This window comes from Chitinophaga sancti (assembly GCF_034087045.1).
Taxonomy (GTDB): domain Bacteria; phylum Bacteroidota; class Bacteroidia; order Chitinophagales; family Chitinophagaceae; genus Chitinophaga; species Chitinophaga sancti_B.
This window is the reverse complement of the sequence record NZ_CP139247.1, coordinates 1,602,088-1,620,609: the sequence shown is the minus strand read 5'-3', so window position 1 is coordinate 1,620,609 and position 18,522 is coordinate 1,602,088. Positions and strand designations below refer to the sequence as shown.

The 18,522-nt window shown below is 40.1% G+C and carries 18 protein-coding genes and 2 tRNA genes; 7 read left to right on the top strand and 13 right to left on the bottom strand.

Features of this window, described 5'->3' with window-relative positions; translation table 11 throughout:
* Positions 1 to 398: 398 nt before the first annotated feature.
* The 3 genes from SIO70_RS06850 to SIO70_RS06840 form a co-directional block, all read right to left on the bottom strand.
* Positions 399 to 1,754 carry a hypothetical protein gene (locus SIO70_RS06850; protein ID WP_320580198.1) on the bottom strand — a complete coding sequence of 452 codons (1,356 nt, stop codon included), beginning with the start codon at positions 1,752 to 1,754 and terminating at the stop codon, positions 399 to 401.
* The gene (locus SIO70_RS06845; protein WP_320580197.1) at positions 1,714 to 2,199 is read right to left on the bottom strand and encodes a hypothetical protein; all 486 of its coding nucleotides are present in this window, start codon (positions 2,197 to 2,199) and stop codon (positions 1,714 to 1,716) included. Before SIO70_RS06845 ends, SIO70_RS06850 begins: the two co-directional genes overlap by 41 nt.
* Before the next feature lie 494 nt (positions 2,200 to 2,693).
* Positions 2,694 to 3,272, bottom strand: coding sequence for a type II toxin-antitoxin system antitoxin SocA domain-containing protein (locus SIO70_RS06840; protein WP_320580196.1), 579 nt, complete (start codon positions 3,270 to 3,272; stop codon positions 2,694 to 2,696).
* A 266-nt stretch (positions 3,273 to 3,538) separates the two neighbouring features.
* Between SIO70_RS06840 and SIO70_RS06835 the strand changes: the two genes are divergently transcribed.
* Complete coding sequence (locus SIO70_RS06835) at positions 3,539 to 4,528, top strand: agmatine deiminase family protein (RefSeq protein WP_320580195.1); 990 nt, start codon at positions 3,539 to 3,541, stop codon at positions 4,526 to 4,528.
* A 183-nt stretch (positions 4,529 to 4,711) separates the two neighbouring features.
* Here SIO70_RS06835 and SIO70_RS06830 read toward each other — a convergent pair.
* The 3 genes from SIO70_RS06830 to SIO70_RS06820 all read right to left on the bottom strand — a co-directional run bounded on the left by SIO70_RS06830 (position 4,712) and on the right by SIO70_RS06820 (position 6,305).
* Positions 4,712 to 4,783, bottom strand: a tRNA-Arg gene (locus SIO70_RS06830).
* 65 nt (positions 4,784 to 4,848) lie between these two features.
* Positions 4,849 to 5,460, bottom strand: coding sequence for a MarC family protein (locus SIO70_RS06825; protein WP_320580194.1), 612 nt, complete (start codon positions 5,458 to 5,460; stop codon positions 4,849 to 4,851).
* Between the two features lie 194 nt (positions 5,461 to 5,654).
* Entirely contained in the window at positions 5,655 to 6,305 is a 651-nt protein-coding gene (locus SIO70_RS06820) for a hypothetical protein (RefSeq protein WP_320580193.1), read from the bottom strand.
* 89 nt (positions 6,306 to 6,394) lie between these two features.
* Between SIO70_RS06820 and SIO70_RS06815 the strand changes: the two genes are divergently transcribed.
* From SIO70_RS06815 to SIO70_RS06795, 5 genes are all read left to right on the top strand, one after another.
* Positions 6,395 to 7,075: a FadR/GntR family transcriptional regulator gene (locus tag SIO70_RS06815; protein ID WP_320580192.1), complete on the top strand. Its 681-nt coding sequence runs from the start codon at positions 6,395 to 6,397 to the stop codon at positions 7,073 to 7,075.
* A 254-nt stretch (positions 7,076 to 7,329) separates the two neighbouring features.
* On the top strand, positions 7,330 to 8,544 hold the full coding sequence (locus tag SIO70_RS06810; protein WP_320580191.1) for an MFS transporter: 1,215 nt from the start codon (positions 7,330 to 7,332) through the stop codon (positions 8,542 to 8,544).
* A 358-nt stretch (positions 8,545 to 8,902) separates the two neighbouring features.
* Positions 8,903 to 9,193 carry a 2TM domain-containing protein gene (locus SIO70_RS06805; protein ID WP_083723485.1) on the top strand — a complete coding sequence of 97 codons (291 nt, stop codon included), beginning with the start codon at positions 8,903 to 8,905 and terminating at the stop codon, positions 9,191 to 9,193.
* Between the two features lie 15 nt (positions 9,194 to 9,208).
* Positions 9,209 to 10,993, top strand: coding sequence for a long-chain fatty acid--CoA ligase (locus SIO70_RS06800; protein WP_320580190.1), 1,785 nt, complete (start codon positions 9,209 to 9,211; stop codon positions 10,991 to 10,993).
* 74 nt (positions 10,994 to 11,067) lie between these two features.
* Positions 11,068 to 11,139, top strand: a tRNA-Arg gene (locus SIO70_RS06795).
* 86 nt (positions 11,140 to 11,225) lie between these two features.
* Here SIO70_RS06795 and SIO70_RS06790 read toward each other — a convergent pair.
* From SIO70_RS06790 to SIO70_RS06780, 3 genes are read right to left on the bottom strand one after another with little or no spacing between them, the layout of a single operon-like run.
* Entirely contained in the window at positions 11,226 to 11,993 is a 768-nt protein-coding gene (locus SIO70_RS06790; protein WP_320580189.1) for a hypothetical protein, read from the bottom strand.
* Entirely contained in the window at positions 11,990 to 13,279 is a 1,290-nt protein-coding gene (locus tag SIO70_RS06785; protein ID WP_320580188.1) for an AAA family ATPase, read from the bottom strand. The genes SIO70_RS06790 and SIO70_RS06785 overlap by 4 nt, the downstream gene beginning before the upstream one ends.
* Positions 13,280 to 13,303: 24 nt before the next feature.
* Entirely contained in the window at positions 13,304 to 13,474 is a 171-nt protein-coding gene (locus SIO70_RS06780; protein ID WP_320580187.1) for a hypothetical protein, read from the bottom strand.
* Positions 13,475 to 14,314: 840 nt separating this feature from the next.
* Between SIO70_RS06780 and SIO70_RS06775 the strand changes: the two genes are divergently transcribed.
* Complete coding sequence (locus tag SIO70_RS06775; protein ID WP_320580186.1) at positions 14,315 to 14,857, top strand: hypothetical protein; 543 nt, start codon at positions 14,315 to 14,317, stop codon at positions 14,855 to 14,857.
* Between the two features lie 179 nt (positions 14,858 to 15,036).
* Here the strand turns inward: SIO70_RS06775 and SIO70_RS06770 are convergent, their stop codons facing one another.
* From SIO70_RS06770 to SIO70_RS06755, 4 genes are read right to left on the bottom strand one after another with little or no spacing between them, the layout of a single operon-like run.
* On the bottom strand, positions 15,037 to 15,441 hold the full coding sequence (locus tag SIO70_RS06770) for a DUF2141 domain-containing protein (protein ID WP_320580185.1): 405 nt from the start codon (positions 15,439 to 15,441) through the stop codon (positions 15,037 to 15,039).
* 5 nt (positions 15,442 to 15,446) lie between these two features.
* The gene (locus SIO70_RS06765; RefSeq protein ID WP_320580184.1) at positions 15,447 to 16,559 is read right to left on the bottom strand and encodes a hypothetical protein; all 1,113 of its coding nucleotides are present in this window, start codon (positions 16,557 to 16,559) and stop codon (positions 15,447 to 15,449) included.
* Positions 16,549 to 17,307 (bottom strand): alpha/beta fold hydrolase, encoded by a 759-nt coding sequence (locus SIO70_RS06760; protein WP_083723495.1) that lies wholly within the window; start codon positions 17,305 to 17,307, stop codon positions 16,549 to 16,551. The genes SIO70_RS06765 and SIO70_RS06760 overlap by 11 nt, the downstream gene beginning before the upstream one ends.
* Positions 17,292 to 18,500: a hypothetical protein gene (locus SIO70_RS06755; RefSeq protein WP_320580183.1), complete on the bottom strand. Its 1,209-nt coding sequence runs from the start codon at positions 18,498 to 18,500 to the stop codon at positions 17,292 to 17,294. Before SIO70_RS06755 ends, SIO70_RS06760 begins: the two co-directional genes overlap by 16 nt.
* Positions 18,501 to 18,522: the final 22 nt, after the last annotated feature.

Sequence of the window (18,522 nt, the reverse complement as noted above, 5' to 3'; positions counted from 1 at the left end):
TACAATATTTTAGACAGTTAATACACTCACAAATAATTAACATATTTAACTTGATAGAGAATAGCCTTACTGACTATTCTCTATTTTATTATTGTAAAAAAGGTTAGAGATATGCATTATTCTACTTTCCTTAGAATGGTGCAGCAAGGCAACATACTACATATTGTAATCGAAAATGTGAGGAAAACTTATTATTTGAAGTAACTGAAATGGTACGTGAATAAAATTTCACTAAGCATTCAATGGTATTCCAATTCAGTTAAGAAATCTATTGGAAATTTAATGTTTTGCGATTTATAATAAGAGTTCAAATCCAATATTTTGCTGAGGGCAAAATATTATCGATTATACCGCAAACCTTACAATTTAATAAGGTTTATAAATTCCATTCGTTAAAATCAGTATAACGACAATACATTAATCCAGGTTTGCAAGTAAGATAGATAATCCATACCAGTAATGTCAATATACTCATCAATGCCTTTCTGCAAATTACTAAGTAGCTCGGTTCTATTTGTATTTGAAGCAAATTGATATTCTGCCTTCTTAATTTGCAAATAATGTCTTAAACAATGTTCTTTAGTTTCTTTTGTCGGATAATCTATTGTAACAAAACCATTACCTCTCATCACTGGTTTTGAATCAGTAATCCCATACAATCTAAAATTAGATATGTTATTACCTATAACAGATTGACATTCGTTACAATTGCATACATTTTCATAAAAAGTTGAAGCATCCTTAAGCCAACCTTTATATGAAAAGAAAGTCAGTGCATCATTGTATTTTACCCTGTTATGAAGATTTGGAATATAAAATTTAGCAATAGGTATTCCTCCGCCTACTGGCACCACAGCGCGAGTCTCTCCAAATTCTGGGCCATGAGCAACACCAGTAAGGTAGGAGTTCTTAAATTGTCCACCACCAGCTAAAATCGAAAAATAACCTCCATGCAAGTTAATAACCTCTCTTGAAAAATTATTTCTTAAACCTGTAGATAGTTCTAATAATCCTACTAATTCAATTCTGCCAGCATTGAACTCTTCAAGCCCATCCACCCACAAAAGAAACCCATCAACAGGAGCAGCTTGAAATCGCGTTATAATAGTATCTATAATGTCTTTATCTAAAAGAACACCTTGACTTACAACAATAGATGAGAATATCTTGCATGAGCTAAATTCTTCAAACTCTCTACTAATTTTCAAAGCGTCCTCCATTAAAGGCAGCCAATATTTATAAGTACTTTCCGTCATATAGAAATATGGCGCTACTAAACAATATGGTTTTAAGTCCTCCTCAGTATGTTCAAGATATTTTTTATTTACATCGCTATCCGACATTATTTTTGAAAGATATTCTTTTTGAAATTTTAAGACGCTATAGACAAAAGTCTTTAAAACATTTCTGTCCGCGAAGTCTTTAGGCTGAACAGGCTTGGTTCCTACATAAGCTTCGATAGGACCTCCATATACATTTGCAAGATTTCTTATTGGGGATTTTACTTCTACAGTACCATCTTTTTTCTTTGCAGTAATTACAGATGGATCATGTTGAAAAGCATGTGTTAAGGGATCAATGATATAGGGCATCTTTTCCCTAGTCTTTTCCATTAAAAAAGCTGCTAACCCTCCTGGGGCATGCATAACCATATTTGCGTTAAAAATGATGCCGTCATATGTATTTTTATCGGGGTATATAAAATATCTCTGTTCAGCAAATGTTCCAAACGTCATCCAGTGTTGGACAGCCATACTTTTTAATGTTTTGAATTTTTGACAATAGAATTTCACGTTGTGGAAGCCATATTTTCTTATTCAATGATGGCTTAATTATAAATTCACATAAGTTATTATTGGGATTAAAGTGTATTATGCCATATCCTTTCTCTTTAGCTTTGATTTTTAATTGCTCTGATACTTTCTTTGTGGCTATACCTATAAATATAAAATCAGCAACAAGCTCATGAGTTTTACACTGGTCAAATGCTCGATTCCAATTATTAATTTTAACTTCAATAAAAGTCAGCCACCTCCCTTTCTGTCCAACTATATCAACACTTTGTCCCATATTAGGCACCTCATGCAAGATATCATAGTCAAGTTCTTTCAAATAGGTACTAATATGTTTTACCACAGAATATTCTAAGAGTTTATTCCCAATCTTCTCGTCTTCAGACTTAATTTGAACTTTGCTCATATGCTTCGAGTTTCTCTACATTCTTATACATAGAAATTATGATCACTATTTGAAGTGCAATAAATAGAACGCTGACAGCAAATATATATACACTTAGACCTTTTAGACAATTTAATATTAATAAAATTAGCCCTAGAACGGTAGTTATTAAGAGCATCCTATCTAGGAATCTATATTTGAGATTTATTATTCTCAATTCAGTTATTTGCTTATTATGCAAGATTATGGCCCTATGGTAATTATGCATAATGTCCGGATGCTGAGGTGGTTGACCTCGTAATGGAATTGAGCTATTGATTGCCCTATCAAAAATTAATGCTAATTGGTCAGTTAACTCTTCGGTTAATTTTTCCATCTTAAAAGTGGCACGTCGATTAAAATCTTGTTTATCAATAAACCACCTTTTGAATACGTTCGCCAGACCTCCAATTACCAACTGTACAATTGGAGTAACAATTGCTGCTTGGCTAACGGAATCAAATAAATTAGAAAAATTAGCCTCCAAGAATATCATTTTTTATAACAGAATTAGACGTGAAATCATCGTATTGCTTATATACGTACCTTAAGAGCGCTCTTAAAGGCATTAAAGTAATTCTGGACTTGAATTCTTTTAAAATTTCTTGTTGATTGCTACTCAATGAGCCATATAGATCTTTTGTAAAATCAACTCCTTTATCTGTTAATCTAAATTCCTCTTCTTGATATTCCTTAACGCCTTCAAAGTCTTCCTGTCCATATTTTTCTTGATAAAAATTCCATTCTTCAACGGATTCAACTATAGCTTCTTGGGATGTAAAATTAATTTCTATAAAACCCCGTAAACTAAAAAATGTGACATCGTCGTAAACCTCTGAAGAAAAGGGTCCATAATTCCATGGGAAAAATGAATACATATTTTCTTCAGTAAGTTGCGTATTAGATTTAAATTTTTTCCATACCTCATTTTTAAATAGAAAAAGCATTTTAATTAATCTCGTCCTACCAATAATACTTTCATTTATAATAGTATTACTTCCCGGAGAATATAAAAGAAGTAATAATATATCTTTTCGATTATCTATCTTTTTCATAATAGTAATATTAGTAAATTTTTAATGGTTAAGAGCATTTTAAAATTACTAAAAATATTAGTAATTGAAAAGCTCATTTTTAACTATTAAAAACGGCTTTGCCAATATCATGAATTAAAAATTAATTTATCTAAAACATGATAATTGATTTATAATTAATTAATAACACATAGTTAAATAGGATCAATTTTTTTCAAATTCTTTGCCTTTTTTCCTTAGAACCTCTTTTACCTTCGCCACGAAATTTTAAAAAATCTCCAATAAGTATGGTAAAAGCAGATTTTGACAAGGTAAATCACCTCTTCTTATCTTATCCAGACGGGTTTAATAACGAATATGATGAACTAGTGCCTTTCTTTGATAAGTTAATCACCAAAGTCCCGCCTGAAATACATTTACATATTATCGTTAGTAACATCCGAGCTAAACAAAAGTTGGAATTTAAGTTCCCCAGACGAATGATGGATGTAGTAATAGAGGAAAGCTGGAATGAAATATGGTTACGGGACGTAATGGGCATTTCAAATGGTGAAAACATTTACAAACCAATCTATGAGCCAAATTACTGTAACTACCAGATCAGAAGTATGAATTACCGTAACCTCAATAACATTTCCATTAATATAATCAAAGACCATCTCCAAAGAGGGATTATCCATATCCCATTAAAATTAGATGGCGGTAATTTTATAGCTAATCATCGTTTTGCCTTCATGACAGAAAAAATCTTGCGAGATAATGACCTGCCGGAGCAAGAAATAATTGCTATTATAAAAGATAAAATGGGAGTTACTCCTATCCTCATTCCAACCAATAAAGGTGATGTGGTTGGACATTCAGATGGTTATATGGGATTTATAGATGATGACATTATTTGCATAAGTGAATACCCCAAGTTGGACAGCCTTAAGGATGATTACAAGTATTTGGAATCATTGAAAGGTATTTGCAATGATTTAAACCTTCGTATACAAGTCATTCAAGAAAGGCCACTAGGTTATTCTATTCCTTGCGAATGCGAAGCTAAAAAGAAATGCTGTACATATACTGCAAATGGCTGTTATGTGAATTTCTTGCGCTTAAATAATGCCATTATTCTACCAGAATACACTTTGACAACCTTAAAAGAAACGATCTATTATAATAATGTGAATGAAGAAGCACTGTCTAGATATGGTTATCAGGTAATCAAGATCAATTGTGACATGCTGGCGCAACATGGAGGATCATTAAGATGTCTAAGTATTACCTGCTAGATTCGAATAAAGGCCCAAGATTTCCGGCTTAATTAATAATATGAAAGGAAAATAATAAATCAAGAAATGGAAGAATTCGATATAATACCTCTGAAAAAGCTACGATCAACCAATAGGACAACCAAGCAAGCAGGTGAAAACGGCGAAGGCGCCGGTAAAATCGGCGCCTTCGCGAAAAATTTGTAGCCTCGACAGGAATCGAACCTGTATCTGGAGCTTCGGAAACTCTTATACTATCCATTGTACTACGAGGCCAAAACACCTTCTCTGTTTCGAGCAAGGAAGGCAAAACTAATCTTTTTGATCTCAATTACAAAAAACTACAGGTTAAGATTGCTCTTAAATATCTTCACAGCTATCGCCAGGAGGATGACACCGAAAAACTTACGCACCACCATCAACCCTGCTTTACCCAGTATTCTTTCGATAAAACTAAGGGAACGAAGCACTACATAGATGATAATAAGGTTGATGAGGATACCTGCAAAGATGTTCCACTGATCGAAGTTGGCCTTCAGTGACATAATGGTGGTCAGGGTACCGGAACCCGCGATCAGCGGAAATGCGATGGGAATGAGGCTTCCTGTCTTTGTATCCTTCTCACTCTTGAAGAACTCTACCCCAAGAATCATTTCAAGACCGATTACAAAGATCACGATCGAACCAGCTACGGCAAATGAGTGTACGTCTACGCTCAATAATTTCAGGAACGGTTCACCTACCAGTAAGAAAAGGATCATCAGTACACCAGAAGCAAGCGTCGCCTTGCCCGAATCGATGTGACCGAGTTTTTCTTTCATGGAAATGAGAACGGGTATTGAACCAACAATATCAATTACCGCAAAGAGTGTAAAGGTTATGGCTAAGATCTGGTCAAAATGAAACATGCAGGGTTCGTATTTTCTGCAAATGTAATATTTAATTGGTTCCATGAGACATCCTTAGTAAAGGAAGATCGCAACCGAAACCATTGCTTTTACCTTCGGTAAAAGCAATGGTTTCGGGGCTGGGCCTGCGGCCGGCTGGAAGCGGGAAATAATGGGTGGGGCGATTCGATATTGAATTTCATAAAAAGAAAAAGGGTGCTCCGATCAGGAGTACCCTTTTTTGAAGCTTGTAGCCAGCATCAACCTGGCATACGGGAAATATATTTATCCATTTCCTTGATCTGACTTACGATCTGAGCAGTAGTCGGCTTTTGTGCCTTCGCCCTGCGGAAAAAGTCTTTTGCAGTTTTGAAATCGCGGCGGCTCATCGCTATAGAAGCCAGCGTCAGCAGTGCAGCAGCAGTATTCTCTTTATCAGGCAATCCCATTCTTACCGCCTTTTTCAGGTTGCTATCCGCTTCCTTCAGGTCATTCTTCTGATAAGCAATGGTACCCAGCTGGAAGTACTGCATCCCTTCATACTCCTTCATCGGACTACCAGACTTGATACTCTGGCGGATAGATGCCTCTGCCTTATCCAGGTCCTTATTATACATGGCCAGGTTACTCTGCATGAAATAATAAACAGACTGAATAGGTTTATATAACAACTTAGGGAATTTAATGGTATTCATCATCGCCATAGCGGTTTCAATATCACCAGCTTCAACAGCTTCCTGTACCAGGCGCATAGGGCCAAACATGAAATGGGTAACCAGGCAGATGATAGCCAGTACCAGTAAGATGGTAGCTTCCCACCAACCCACTGAAGCACCCAGCGCGATCCCGCCTAACAAAAGAATGATACCCAGTGGTAACCTATAACGAATAAATAAGTTTAATGCTTTCATCTGTCAAATCTATTACAAGAGGCGCAAAGATAAATAAAAAAAGATGTGCCGATTTAAAAGGAATTACTACCTTCGAATCATCAGATGATATGATGAATAAACAGACCTTACCAATTAAGCGAAACAGCCTTGCAGACGAGGTTGCGCAGCGGCTACAGGAGCAGATCTCCCTGGGAACCTACAAAACCGGGGAAAAATTACCTACCGAACCAGCATTAATGGAGTCATTCGGAGTAGGTAGGTCTACTATCAGAGAAGCCGTACGCATACTGGCGAACAGTGGGGTACTCAGGGTACAACAGGGCCTTGGCACTTTTGTAGAAGAGCAGACAGGCATTGTAGAACCCCTCCCCCAACGGCTGAAACGCGCACAGTTCGAAGATCTGGACGAGGTAAGACAACTGCTGGAATTGAAAATAGCACAAAAAGCCGCCCTCAATAGAACGGAACAGGATATAGAGCGGATGACAGAGGCACTGAATAGGCGAAAAGAATATGGGGTGGCCAATGACGTAACAGCTTGTATACAGGCTGATATCGATTTTCACCTGGCCATTGCACAGGCTTCGGGCAATAGCATCCTTACAGATCTGTACAGAACTGTAGCCATGCACCTGAAAGCGAAGTTTATAGAACGGTTTAAAACAACTGAGACTTTTACAAATACACAGCAACTGCACAAAAGTCTTTTGAACAGTATTGTGGCGCAGGATGATCAGAAAGCATGGAAATGTGGGCAGCAGATCATCGACCACAACGATAGCAAGTAACTTTAAAATTTTCAACCAGTAAGTGGTACAGGATGATCAAAAGCTATAGCATTATGCCGGCAAAATCATCAACCACGATTTTAATTTTCTACCAGCAAGTGGTACAGGATGATCAAAAGCTATAGCAATATGTCTCCCAAATCATCAACCACGTTTATAATTTTCAACCAGTAATACCAATTTCTGCTGAAACCGCCTCCAATGCAGGGAAGCGTTACAGGGATTGTATTGCCTATTTTTTACTGATACATTTTATGGAAAAGATCGCCACTGCCAAAGCCCCTGTACAACAGGCCGCTGAGAGGACCGTATTCTCTGTATTATTGGCCCTCAGCTTCTCTCATCTGATCAATGATGCTATCCAGTCACTGATCCCCGCCATTTACCCGATTGTAAAAGATTCATTGAATCTTAATTTCAGCCAGGTAGGCTACATTACATTGACCTACCAGCTCACCGCCTCCCTGTTACAACCCCTGGTCGGTTTGTATACGGACAGGAAACCACAGCCTTATTCCCTGATTATAGGAATGGGCTTTACATTACTCGGACTCGTATGTTTATCACAGGCACATCACTTTTACTTCGTTCTTATCTCTGTAGGTCTGGTAGGTGTAGGTTCCTCTGTATTCCACCCTGAATCCAGCCGGCTGGCTCACATGGCTTCCGGCGGACAACATGGTTTGGCACAGTCCCTCTTCCAATTGGGTGGCAATGCAGGTAGTTCACTGGGCCCCCTGTTGGCAGCAATGATCATTGTACCTCATGGACAATCCAGTTTGAGCTGGTTCTCCATACTGGCTATTCTGGCCATCGTGGTGATGATCAATATCGGCTCCTGGTATAAGCAAAATACCCATCGCCTGAAACCTAAAAAGGTACAGGTGCATACAGACAATCACCTGTCTCAGGGAAAAGTGATTTTTGCCATGGGCATCCTGCTGGTACTGGTATTTTCTAAGTATTTTTACATGGCAGGCATGACCAGTTACTATACGTTCTATCTCATGCACAAGTTCAATGTAAGTGTACAGGCTTCGCAGATCTACCTGTTTGTATTTCTCTTTGCTGTGGCAGCAGGTACCTTCTTTGGCGGCCCCCTGGGCGACCGCATAGGCCGTAAGTATGTGATCTGGATCTCTATTCTTGGTGTGGCACCTTTCTCATTGTTACTGCCACATGCAAATCTGATGTGGACATGCATACTGAGTATATTCATAGGTGTTATACTCTCTTCAGCCTTCTCAGCAATATTAGTATATGCACAGGAGTTAGTACCGGGCAAGGTAGGCATGATAGCCGGCCTTTTCTTTGGTCTGGCCTTCGGTATGGGTGGTATAGGCTCCGCAGTATTGGGCAATATTGCGGATAGTAAGGGTATAGATTATGTGTTCCGGTTATGCGCCTATCTGCCATTGATAGGTTTATTAACAGGACTATTGCCGGATGTTGAGAAATCCCGAAAGTAGTTTGTGTAAAAACCAGCTCACCGGTCCTTGTTGATAAAGGATAAGTTTATCACCAGGGACTGGTGAGTGCATTATTAAACAAAACGCTCTGGGTTTCATCAATTAAATAACCATTAAGACACAATCTTTGAATATCGTTGCGTGTGATGAATCGTCAATAAGTTTGGGTGAATGCCGTGGAATGTCGTAATGCGCTGATCTGGTAGTTAAATATTGCTCGTAGTCTGTCTGTTAGGTTCTTAAAGCAAAATTAATCTATTCTGCTGAAATGATAATGCAGTAATTCCCCCCCCTCCGGATAATTCAGGAAAATTATCTATATTTAGATACGCGCCTATCTATTTAAACCACTAAACATATGGAAACTATACAACAACGGGATGAAAGGCTGTGGAAGATCGCAAAATCCAGAGCAGCTTTTAAGAATTCCCTGATTGTTTACCTCGTTATGAACCTCTTCTTCTGGGCGATCTGGTATATCACCACAGGTCGTTATTATGGAGGCACACCCTGGCCGGTATGGCCGGGTCTGGGATGGGGATTAGCCATCGCATTCCAGTACTTCAATGCTTTCCATCGCGACCCATTTGGGGATACACTAAGAGAATATGAGCGGTTACAAGCCGAGAAGGAACAAAGAGGCCTGTAATAAACTAAAAGCAACATGACTGATCAGCCACGGAGATTATTCGACATTATCGCATACCAGCTGGCCCACTTCCCAAAAGCTGACATGCTGGTAGGAAAAGAAAACAACGTCTGGAAACAATATAGCACACAGGATGTAGCCGATCTGACACTACGCTTCAGTGCAGGCTTGCTTAAATTAGGTATTGGCAACGGGGACCGCACCCCCGAAGGTGTAGATAAGATTGCGATCTTATCGCCCAACCGCCCTGAGTGGCTCATTACGGATCTGGCCTGCCAGCAGGCGGGCGCCGTACTTGCCCCCATTTACCCTACACTGAGCGAGCACGACCTGGAATACATTCTGAATGATGCTGCAGCCAGCATTCTCTTTGTCAGCGACAAAGACCTGTACGACAAGGTCTCGGCCTTCCGGAGCAAGCTGCCACACCTCAGGGAAGTGTTTACCTTTAACAAGGTCCCTGGTGCCAAACACTGGCTGGAAGTTCCAGCCATGGCCGATGAAGCGGACTTTCCAAAGATCGCCGCCATCAAAGACAGCATTGATCCGGAACAACTAGCTACTATAATTTATACCTCAGGAACAACGGGTACCCCCAAAGGTGTGATGCTCACCCACCACAATATCATGAGCAATGTACACGCCTGTACCCCCTGCCTGCCAGTAAACCCTACTGCCAAAGCACTTAGTTTCCTGCCCCTGAATCATATTTTCGAACGCACCGTATCGTATATCTATCTCACTGCCGGCGTACCTATTTACTACGCGGAAAGTCTGGATACGATTGCCGATAACCTGCGGGAGGTAAAACCCTCCATCTTCACGACCGTACCACGGTTGCTGGAAAAAGTGTATGAGCGGATCATGGGTAAGGGACTGGAACTAAAAGGCATCAAAAAAGGGCTTTTCTTCTGGGCAGTAGACCTGGGCAAAAAGTTCGATATCAATCAGGACCAGGGCTGGTGGTACAAAGTACAACTGGCCATTGCCAATAAACTTGTGTTCAGCAAATGGCGGGAAGCACTGGGTGGCAATATCGATGTGATTGTAACAGGCTCCGCCGCCTGCCAGGTAAGATTGCTGAAGATCTTTACAGCGGCCCAAATACCCATCCTGGAAGGCTATGGATTGACAGAAACCTCGCCTGTGATCAGCGTAAACCGCACGGAAGAAAAAGATCGCATGTTTGGCACTGTAGGCCCCCTGATCAATAATGTGGAAGTGAAGATTGCCGAAGATGGAGAGATCCTTGTAAAAGGACCCAACATCACTATCGGCTATTATAAACGTCCCGACCTCACGGCAGAAGCCATTAAAGATGGATGGTTCCATACCGGGGATATCGGGGTGCTGGTGAACAATAAATTCCTGAAGATCACAGATCGGAAGAAGGAGCTGTTCAAGACCTCAGGGGGTAAGTTTGTGGCCCCGCAGCCTATCGAAAACAAGTTCAAGGAATCCGTGTTTATTGAGCAGATGATGGTGGTAGGCGAAGACCGCAAATTCACCGGGGCATTGATAGTACCGTCTTTTCCTCAGCTGGAACGCTGGGCGCATAAAAAAGGAATACAGGTGAGTGACCATGCGGCATTGTGCAGGCTTCCGGAGATACAGATCCTGTTTCAGCAGATCGTGGAGAAGTACAATGCGTACTTTAGCCATATAGAGCAGGTGAAGAAGTTTGAGTTACTGCCACAAGAGTGGACAATTGCGAATGGGGAGCTGTCGGGAACGCTGAAAGTGAAGCGGAAAGTGATTGCCCAGAAATATGCTGAACAGATTGAGAAAATCTATAATTAATTAAATGTGTGAGGAATTTTGGAAAAATCCTTTACTTTTGCACTCCGCTAAAGGAGGATTTTTCCTAAAGTGACGGCCCGGTAGTTCAATGGATAGAATAGAAGTTTCCTAAACTTTAGATACAAGTTCGATTCTTGTCCGGGCTACAAAAAGTAAAAAGCCTTAAAATGTTTACATGTAGACATTTTAAGGCTTTTTACTTTTATATAATAGCAAAGTAATACAACATGATCTAAGGAATCGGATAAGTACTAAAAAATGCACGAAACATTCCGGCATACTGATGATCTTCATCTGTCTTTCTATCTCTCATTGCGTTTAACAAATCAATACTATCCCGAAGAACATCCCGGGGTAGTATGGCAGCCAAATCGGAAACGGTCAGGTACAATACCTCTATCGCGTCTAGCATTTCTGCTCTTGCTTGTGTTAATTCTGACCGATCAAGTTCTAAAAGTGCTATCGTCATTGTTCCCCTCTGATTGTTTCCAACCGCGTATATGTTTTCATGGTTAAAAGAGATGAAATCTTCAGGATTTTCATCAGCAGGATGTATAAATACGGGCTGCTCCAAGGCGATGTTATCACCATGAAAGAGGGCACGGTGACCAGGATTTAAAAGTGGGAAAAGACTTTTCTTATTCCGTTGGTTACATTTTGTACACGCCAGGAAAAGATTATTCCACTGATAGGCTGTCCAATAATAACCTGGATAAATATATGGAGTTCCGGCCGCCTGTTGTGATCGTTTTTTAGGGCGAAAATGTTCAACATCTCCATCATCTATATGACCAATTTTGGCTTCACAAAAACAGCATTTATAATTTTGGGCATCAATTAAAGCATTTTTCACCTCTTCATGAGCATAAATCGTAGCATCAAATGAAAACTCCCGTACGCCTGCATTATAATCTGCTTCTAATTGTGCCGTTGCAGTTGCACCAATGGTTTGCAATGCATTAGGCTCCGCTATAGTAGCCTTTTTAGAAATTTGAATCATTGCTGTAAGCCTTTATTATTGCTAAGATGAGCTGCAGCCCTCCTGATTATCTCTCTTGCTTTTCTATCCAGTTCGGATTCGGCATATGGCAATGAATCTGCAAATTTTTGAAGCTCGGCTAATTCCTGTTCTTCCGTCTGCGTTCTATCTGGCTTAGCCGTTAAAATCCGACGACGTTCCAATTTTGTTTCTACGTCCTTATTACGGATGGGAACATCAAATAATTCACTACTCAGAATTTGATCAATACGCCAATGCCGTACATTTTCGATATTTTGATCGATCAGTACACGATCTCCCTTACGTTTTAATAAGACCAGATTAGAATCTCCTGGAAGAGATTGAACTATAAGGGGGCTATGGGCAGTAACAATGAACTGTGTTTGAGGAAACGTAGCACTCAAATGTTCAAAAATCTGACGCTGCCACTTAGGATGCAGATGAAGATCGATTTCATCAATTAGCACGATAGCTGGTTCGGCTAAAGGATTGGCACTCTCAGCGTATCGTATGAACAACCTATACGCCAAGTCAACAGCCCATGTCACCATTGTTTTATATCCCAGACTTAAATCCTCTAATGAAACCCAGCCTGTGAAAGTTTTGAACTCGAGCCTGGGGGCATTATTCTCCTTGGTAGGAGCTACAAGTTGAATATCTTCAACATCTGGCAACAATTTAATCAATATGGTTTTAACCAGTTCTCTTCGACCCTCAAAAAAAGATCTATTATCTTCAGCCGATGCCTTTGCATTGTAATCTAATCTCATAAACCACTCTTCCGCGTTTATTAAGTATAGATAATCATAAAACAAAGTCGCAGAATTAATCGAAAGATCCTCTTCTGTCAGTGTAGGAGGCCCCATTATCCGGGAAGCACCATATCCATAACACTTAATCTCACCAAATATGGGGTCATCAAATACCGGTTGCCCAAATATATTAAAATTTGAAAATTGAAGTTTGATAGGTGGCAATAGCTCATGGTCATGCTGCATCAACTCAACCGTAACCTTGGCATTGGGTCCTGGCTTAGGATGACCATAGGAAAGGAAAGCCTCAGTAGAAGGCGAAAAATCGATTTTACCATCACTACGGTAGCTAATTATTTGCATTTCCATAGTAGCCAGGAGCTGCAATAATGTAGTCTTTCCTGTGCCGTTTTCACCCAGTATCACGGTCCATCTGGACCAATCACCTTGTTCGTTGATAAAAGATAATTGCTGTTGGGGATGGAAGCAGAAGGCATTATCGATGCTTACTTTTTTGAAGTAGATTCTCTGCATTGTATACGAAGAAAATAATGTTTATCAGCGCTCGGTTTGCTCTGAAATTGGTGCACCCGAACCAAATATCAGATATTTTGCACCCTCAAATTGGACAAAACGTCGCACTACAGGTAATTTAACCTTTTTTTTCAGTTTTGCTTTTGCGATAATCCTAAGCGCATCAATTTTTTTCAATTTTGAATGTGCGACCATATCCCAAATTTATACAAAAACAGCTAAGTGACCAATTTTAAGCATATCTGGCTTAGTTTGTTTCATTTTTTTAGACATCATCTAACACCTCTCCAGTCTCTACATTACTAATTTTAAATCCTCTCAGTCTGTTTATTAGGCATCTTCCCTCCACACCATCACCCGGGCTCCCCTATCATGCTATTTTAAATTCATATACGAACATTTCGTAAATAACCCGGTATCAAACCACTACAAGCGCCTGACAAATCAGCATCTTTCTATACAGAATATCGTCTCTCCTTTTAAAATAAAGAAATCAACCCCTTATATATCTCAATAAAGGCTTCAACCACCAGCACATCACAAATCAAAGTTCGATAACCCACCTGCTTTGGCTACAAAATGGAGTCAGCAGCGATGCTGGCTTTTTTATTTCCACCAACCATGAGTGGTATAATACGGTGAAACACTAAGTTCATTTTTCAGTTCGATAATATCTCCCCCCTGGGAATAATATGTTTTATTATCCCTGTTTTACCTCGGGAACCTGAATCTCACATAACGCTTAATACAGTAAGTGCCATTTCGTGTCGGTCTGAGAAATAGATATTTATCAAATCCAAGTCTTAGGTTAATTCCCGGAAATAGTAACACTATTCAACCAATTATACGCAAATAGACTATTACACGACCATACTTCCACAAGATCACCATAAGGTCATTAAAAGGGCACTTCAATATCCATTCGATATTGAAGTGCCCTTTTAATGACGTATTAGTACTCAATTAGCAGTATAGTAGCACTATGTAACCGAACTAATCCTTAATATTGACTTTATAACCCCAAAATCAATTTTTATGGCGCTTGTCAAAGACAATATCCTCCTGCAATGCATCCGCGGCTCCCTGGGCGATCAACTCACGATTTACGAACGAAACGGACAAATCATTATCGCCAAGAAACGCGGCCCATCAAAGAATAAGCCCACTATAAAACAGCTGGAAGCAAGGTATAAGATGAAAATAGCAGCAGCTTATGCACGGGCGATCATAGAGGATCCTGAGCTGAAAGCTTATTACAAATCCCTCGCAGGACCCGGCCAGAATGCCTATAATATGGCAGTAAAAGATGCTTACAAGTCACCAGAAGTGCAGAATATTCGTTTTGAAGAGGAGACTGTTATAGTAACCGCGAAAGACGAATTCAGGGTAGCAGCAGTGGAAATAAGAGTGGTAAATAAAGCAGGTAGCATTCAGGAAAGAGGTAATGCTGTGTTAAGCAGAAACGGCGTGGATTGGCATTATAAAGCTACCAGTTTGCCCCCAGGTGGTAAGGTAATAGTTGTCGCGGTCGATTTGCCAGGCAATGAAACGGTAAAAGAACTATCGATAGGCGAATAATAACGACGCTTTAACCTCCAATTTATATCTTTTCATTTCAGATCTGGCAGATTGCGCATCTGCCACACCGGCCTATTGTCATATATGTACGGTTGTGCAACCAAAGAAATATTCCATCAAAAGGAATTCCAAATCCGCTTATTAAAAAAGCAAGAGTTAGCGATACCGCTAGCTCTCGCCTAATTCCTTAAACTCACTGTTATCGATGACTGATCCGTCACCGTAAACTTTGTACTCGCATACGTCGGATAAGCCGGTACATTATTAGAAAGCCCATACGGCTCTACTGGCACTGACATCACCTTATCCAGCGTCTTGTTACTATTCAGATCCTGAAAGATAGTAACCGCATACTCCCCTGCCGGCAGTTTGGTAAAAATCACGCCATTCTTCACACGGCTGGCAGGCACTTTGATCTTTGAAAAAGGTACTTTCATAAAATCGCCTTCTTTGTTATAAAGCGCGAAATAGAAATCCCCTTTATTGATCAGTATATTTCTGACTTTGACCTTTATAGAACAATTTCTCTGGGCAAAACCCGCGAACGTTGTCAACAGCAACAAGGATGTAAATAATATTTTCATGATAGTTAGTTATGAATTAAGAATCTATTTTTATAAAGTAGGTGAACATCTGCCAATGGACGTTCTATAATTGCGTCCCGGTTTTTATTGTTAAACAAATGGAACACCTCTTCATCCAGTTCCATCAGTTTGTAATTTTCTTTATTCAATATATAGTACCTGCCATCGAGCATGAACAACCCAGCTTTATCATTGATCGCTATATTTGTAAGACTAGATGGAACACCCACATCAGGAGCTACTATAGTCAGGTACCGGTGTATAAACATCCACCCCTCCCACTGCATAGGATACGCTTGCACGGCATTTTCCAATATACTGTATAAGTAGCGGGTACTCTGTTCTACATAGGCCGCAGGATTCCTTTCTCCCTTAGGCGGTGCAATAGGATCATACACATTCCACCTGGGCTGTAAGCGCTCATCATAATATGACAACATCGGTATGATAGGCACTTTCAAATAGAATGACAATGTAGGCAAACCTGTTCTCACAAACATTTCCTGACCGAAGAATGGGATCTGCTGGCTGTTATCCCGGTTCAGATAACCATTAGATCCGGAATTGCCATCTAAATAAGCCAGTACCGAGTAGCCCTGTTTCATTTTCCCCATAATCTGCAAAGCGAGGTCTGCTCTATCAGCAGGAAATACGATGAATTCTGAAGTAGAATTGAATGCATCTTTCACCTGCTGAAACTGGTACATCATTTTCTCCAGGTTAAACTTGTACGCCAGCGGATCTGCTATCAGCACTACATTAATATTGTACTTCACCAAAAAAGCAATGGCTGATCTGTATGAACCTGTATGATAAGAAACAAACAGCGCTGGTAAATGCTTTTTAATTTCATCATAATTAAATTCATTAAAATCATCTATACCACTGAACTTTGAACTGAACTGTGTATCGATCCCTTGTAGCACCTTGTAAGACAGGATATCGAAATAGGCGCTTTTATGCTGGGATTCCGGCATTGCTGGCAGACACATGGAAAGGTTGGCAGACAGGAACTGAAACGTCTGCAGACTGTGGCTTTCCCACTTCTTTTCAAATGATACTTTCAACTCCTGCTTGCTTTCCTCGAATATTTCGAGCCTTAAATTTTTAGATTGCATATTCCTCTGTTTTTAGGAATTGATGAATGTGATGAAACATTTTCGTTGGATCAATGATGTGTGCTTCACCAATCAACTTTTTAAAACTCAGATTTTCTAAATATTCATGTAAACTATCCAATGTATCCATATCGATCATCTTATCTTCCGATCCATACAGCAGCATCGCCCTCGTAGACTGTGGCCGAATCTCGATCCGCGAGGTACGGATAATGTGATTCATCTGCTGGATAATAGGCACCTTATCAGGTATAGAGAGTTTCAGGTTTGAAAACTTCTGTAACCCGATCAATGGATTCTTGTTGAAGTCTTCGTAACCATGAGAGAAGAGACTCAGTACCCTACAGAAAAGATACATATCTACATCGCTCACTTTTTTCAGTACAGACAACAGCTCTTTATCTCTTGCCAGAATCCTGTTGGCACATGCTATCAGTACGGCAGACTTGATATTGTGACGGTTCAGGTTCAATAAGTGCTGTACCAGGAGACCTCCGTAACTATAACCGACCAGGTGAATGGGTTTATGTATGTGATCCAATACTTCTTTGTCGATATATTGGGCCAGTTCCTTAAAATTTTCCAGCTTGATAAATGGCCTGTTGTAGCCTGGATATTCATAAAAGATGACCTCAAAGCGCTCCAATAGATCCTTGGGAATATTGGTTGTCCAGAAGCGGCTGTCTGAACTCATGGGGTTAAAGAATATCAGGCATTCATCCGCATTTTTATTTATGCTCTGTACCATTTTACACGTTTTAATATGACGTTTGAAAATAGCTTCCTGTACTTCCGGGTAAACAGTGATATGATCACTATGGTCACTATGCGCTTGAGCACTTCAATGGCCGTCTCGAAATTAAAACTCAGGTAAGGTATATACCTGATCAGTGCAATTGTCTTCAATATGGAGGCATATATAAAGGCAAATGCCATAAAGGTGACGAATATGATAAACGATACGCGAATGATGGTATATACAACCAGTAAGATCTTTTTAAAGCTATAGTCACGGGGCTGCTCTTCTGCGAACGGGTCTTTCTTAGTGACCGCATTCAGGAGTAGTTCATTGGATGTCTTTATCAGGTTCGGTACACCGAGGAAGTCTGATAATACCCAATAGCCGTCGAGCTTTAAGAGTGGTACAAGGTTCGCCACCATGAGCACACTGTTGAACACATAGATCTTCCAGACAAAACTTTGCGCAAAATCGTTGCTAATAGTATGCAATGCTGCTACAAGACCCAGGTTGATGATCAATTGAATATAAATGCCTGCCAGGTTGATTTTTATCCTGTTGCTTTTGGACACCGTCCATACATCCGTCAGGTCAGTATACATGGCGGGCATAATGGTGTAGAATCCCAGGCCTATGCTTCTGGCATTGATACCTGATTTGTAGGCAGCGGCTGTGTGACCCAGTTCATGCACAAACATGATGAAGAAGAGGGAAAAGTAAGAGGCGACCCAGGTTAGTATCTCAGTTCCCAGTGGCAGGTCATCGTTGGCTACGATACTGTGTGTACGGGAATAGAGTGCAAAGTTTACACCTGTTAGTAACAGGAACAGGAAGTAGAATGATTTGCCAAACAGAAAAGACAATGGTTTGGCCAGTGTGGTGGATTGCCTGCTGGAAAGAACTTGCTTCTTATACCAGAATCCATCGTCGGACGCTTCACTGGCTTTGCTTTCTGTGGTTTTGAAGATGGGCAAAATCTTTGTGTCTATTATTTCTTTCAGGCCGGCCAGGCTGACGTTATCAAGTCGGGCTTGTAAGTCTTCCAGGTATTTGGCTTGCTGGCCTTCCCTTAAGATCTGATACATGAACTCGCCTATCTTAAAGTACTTGCCCTCGTAGGAAAGTACAAATTCATTGTTAGAAGCACTGGTGATTGAGTAATCATAGTTTAACAAGGAATTTTCTGTTTGTAGAGGATTCATATAAAATGATTTGAAGGGTTTT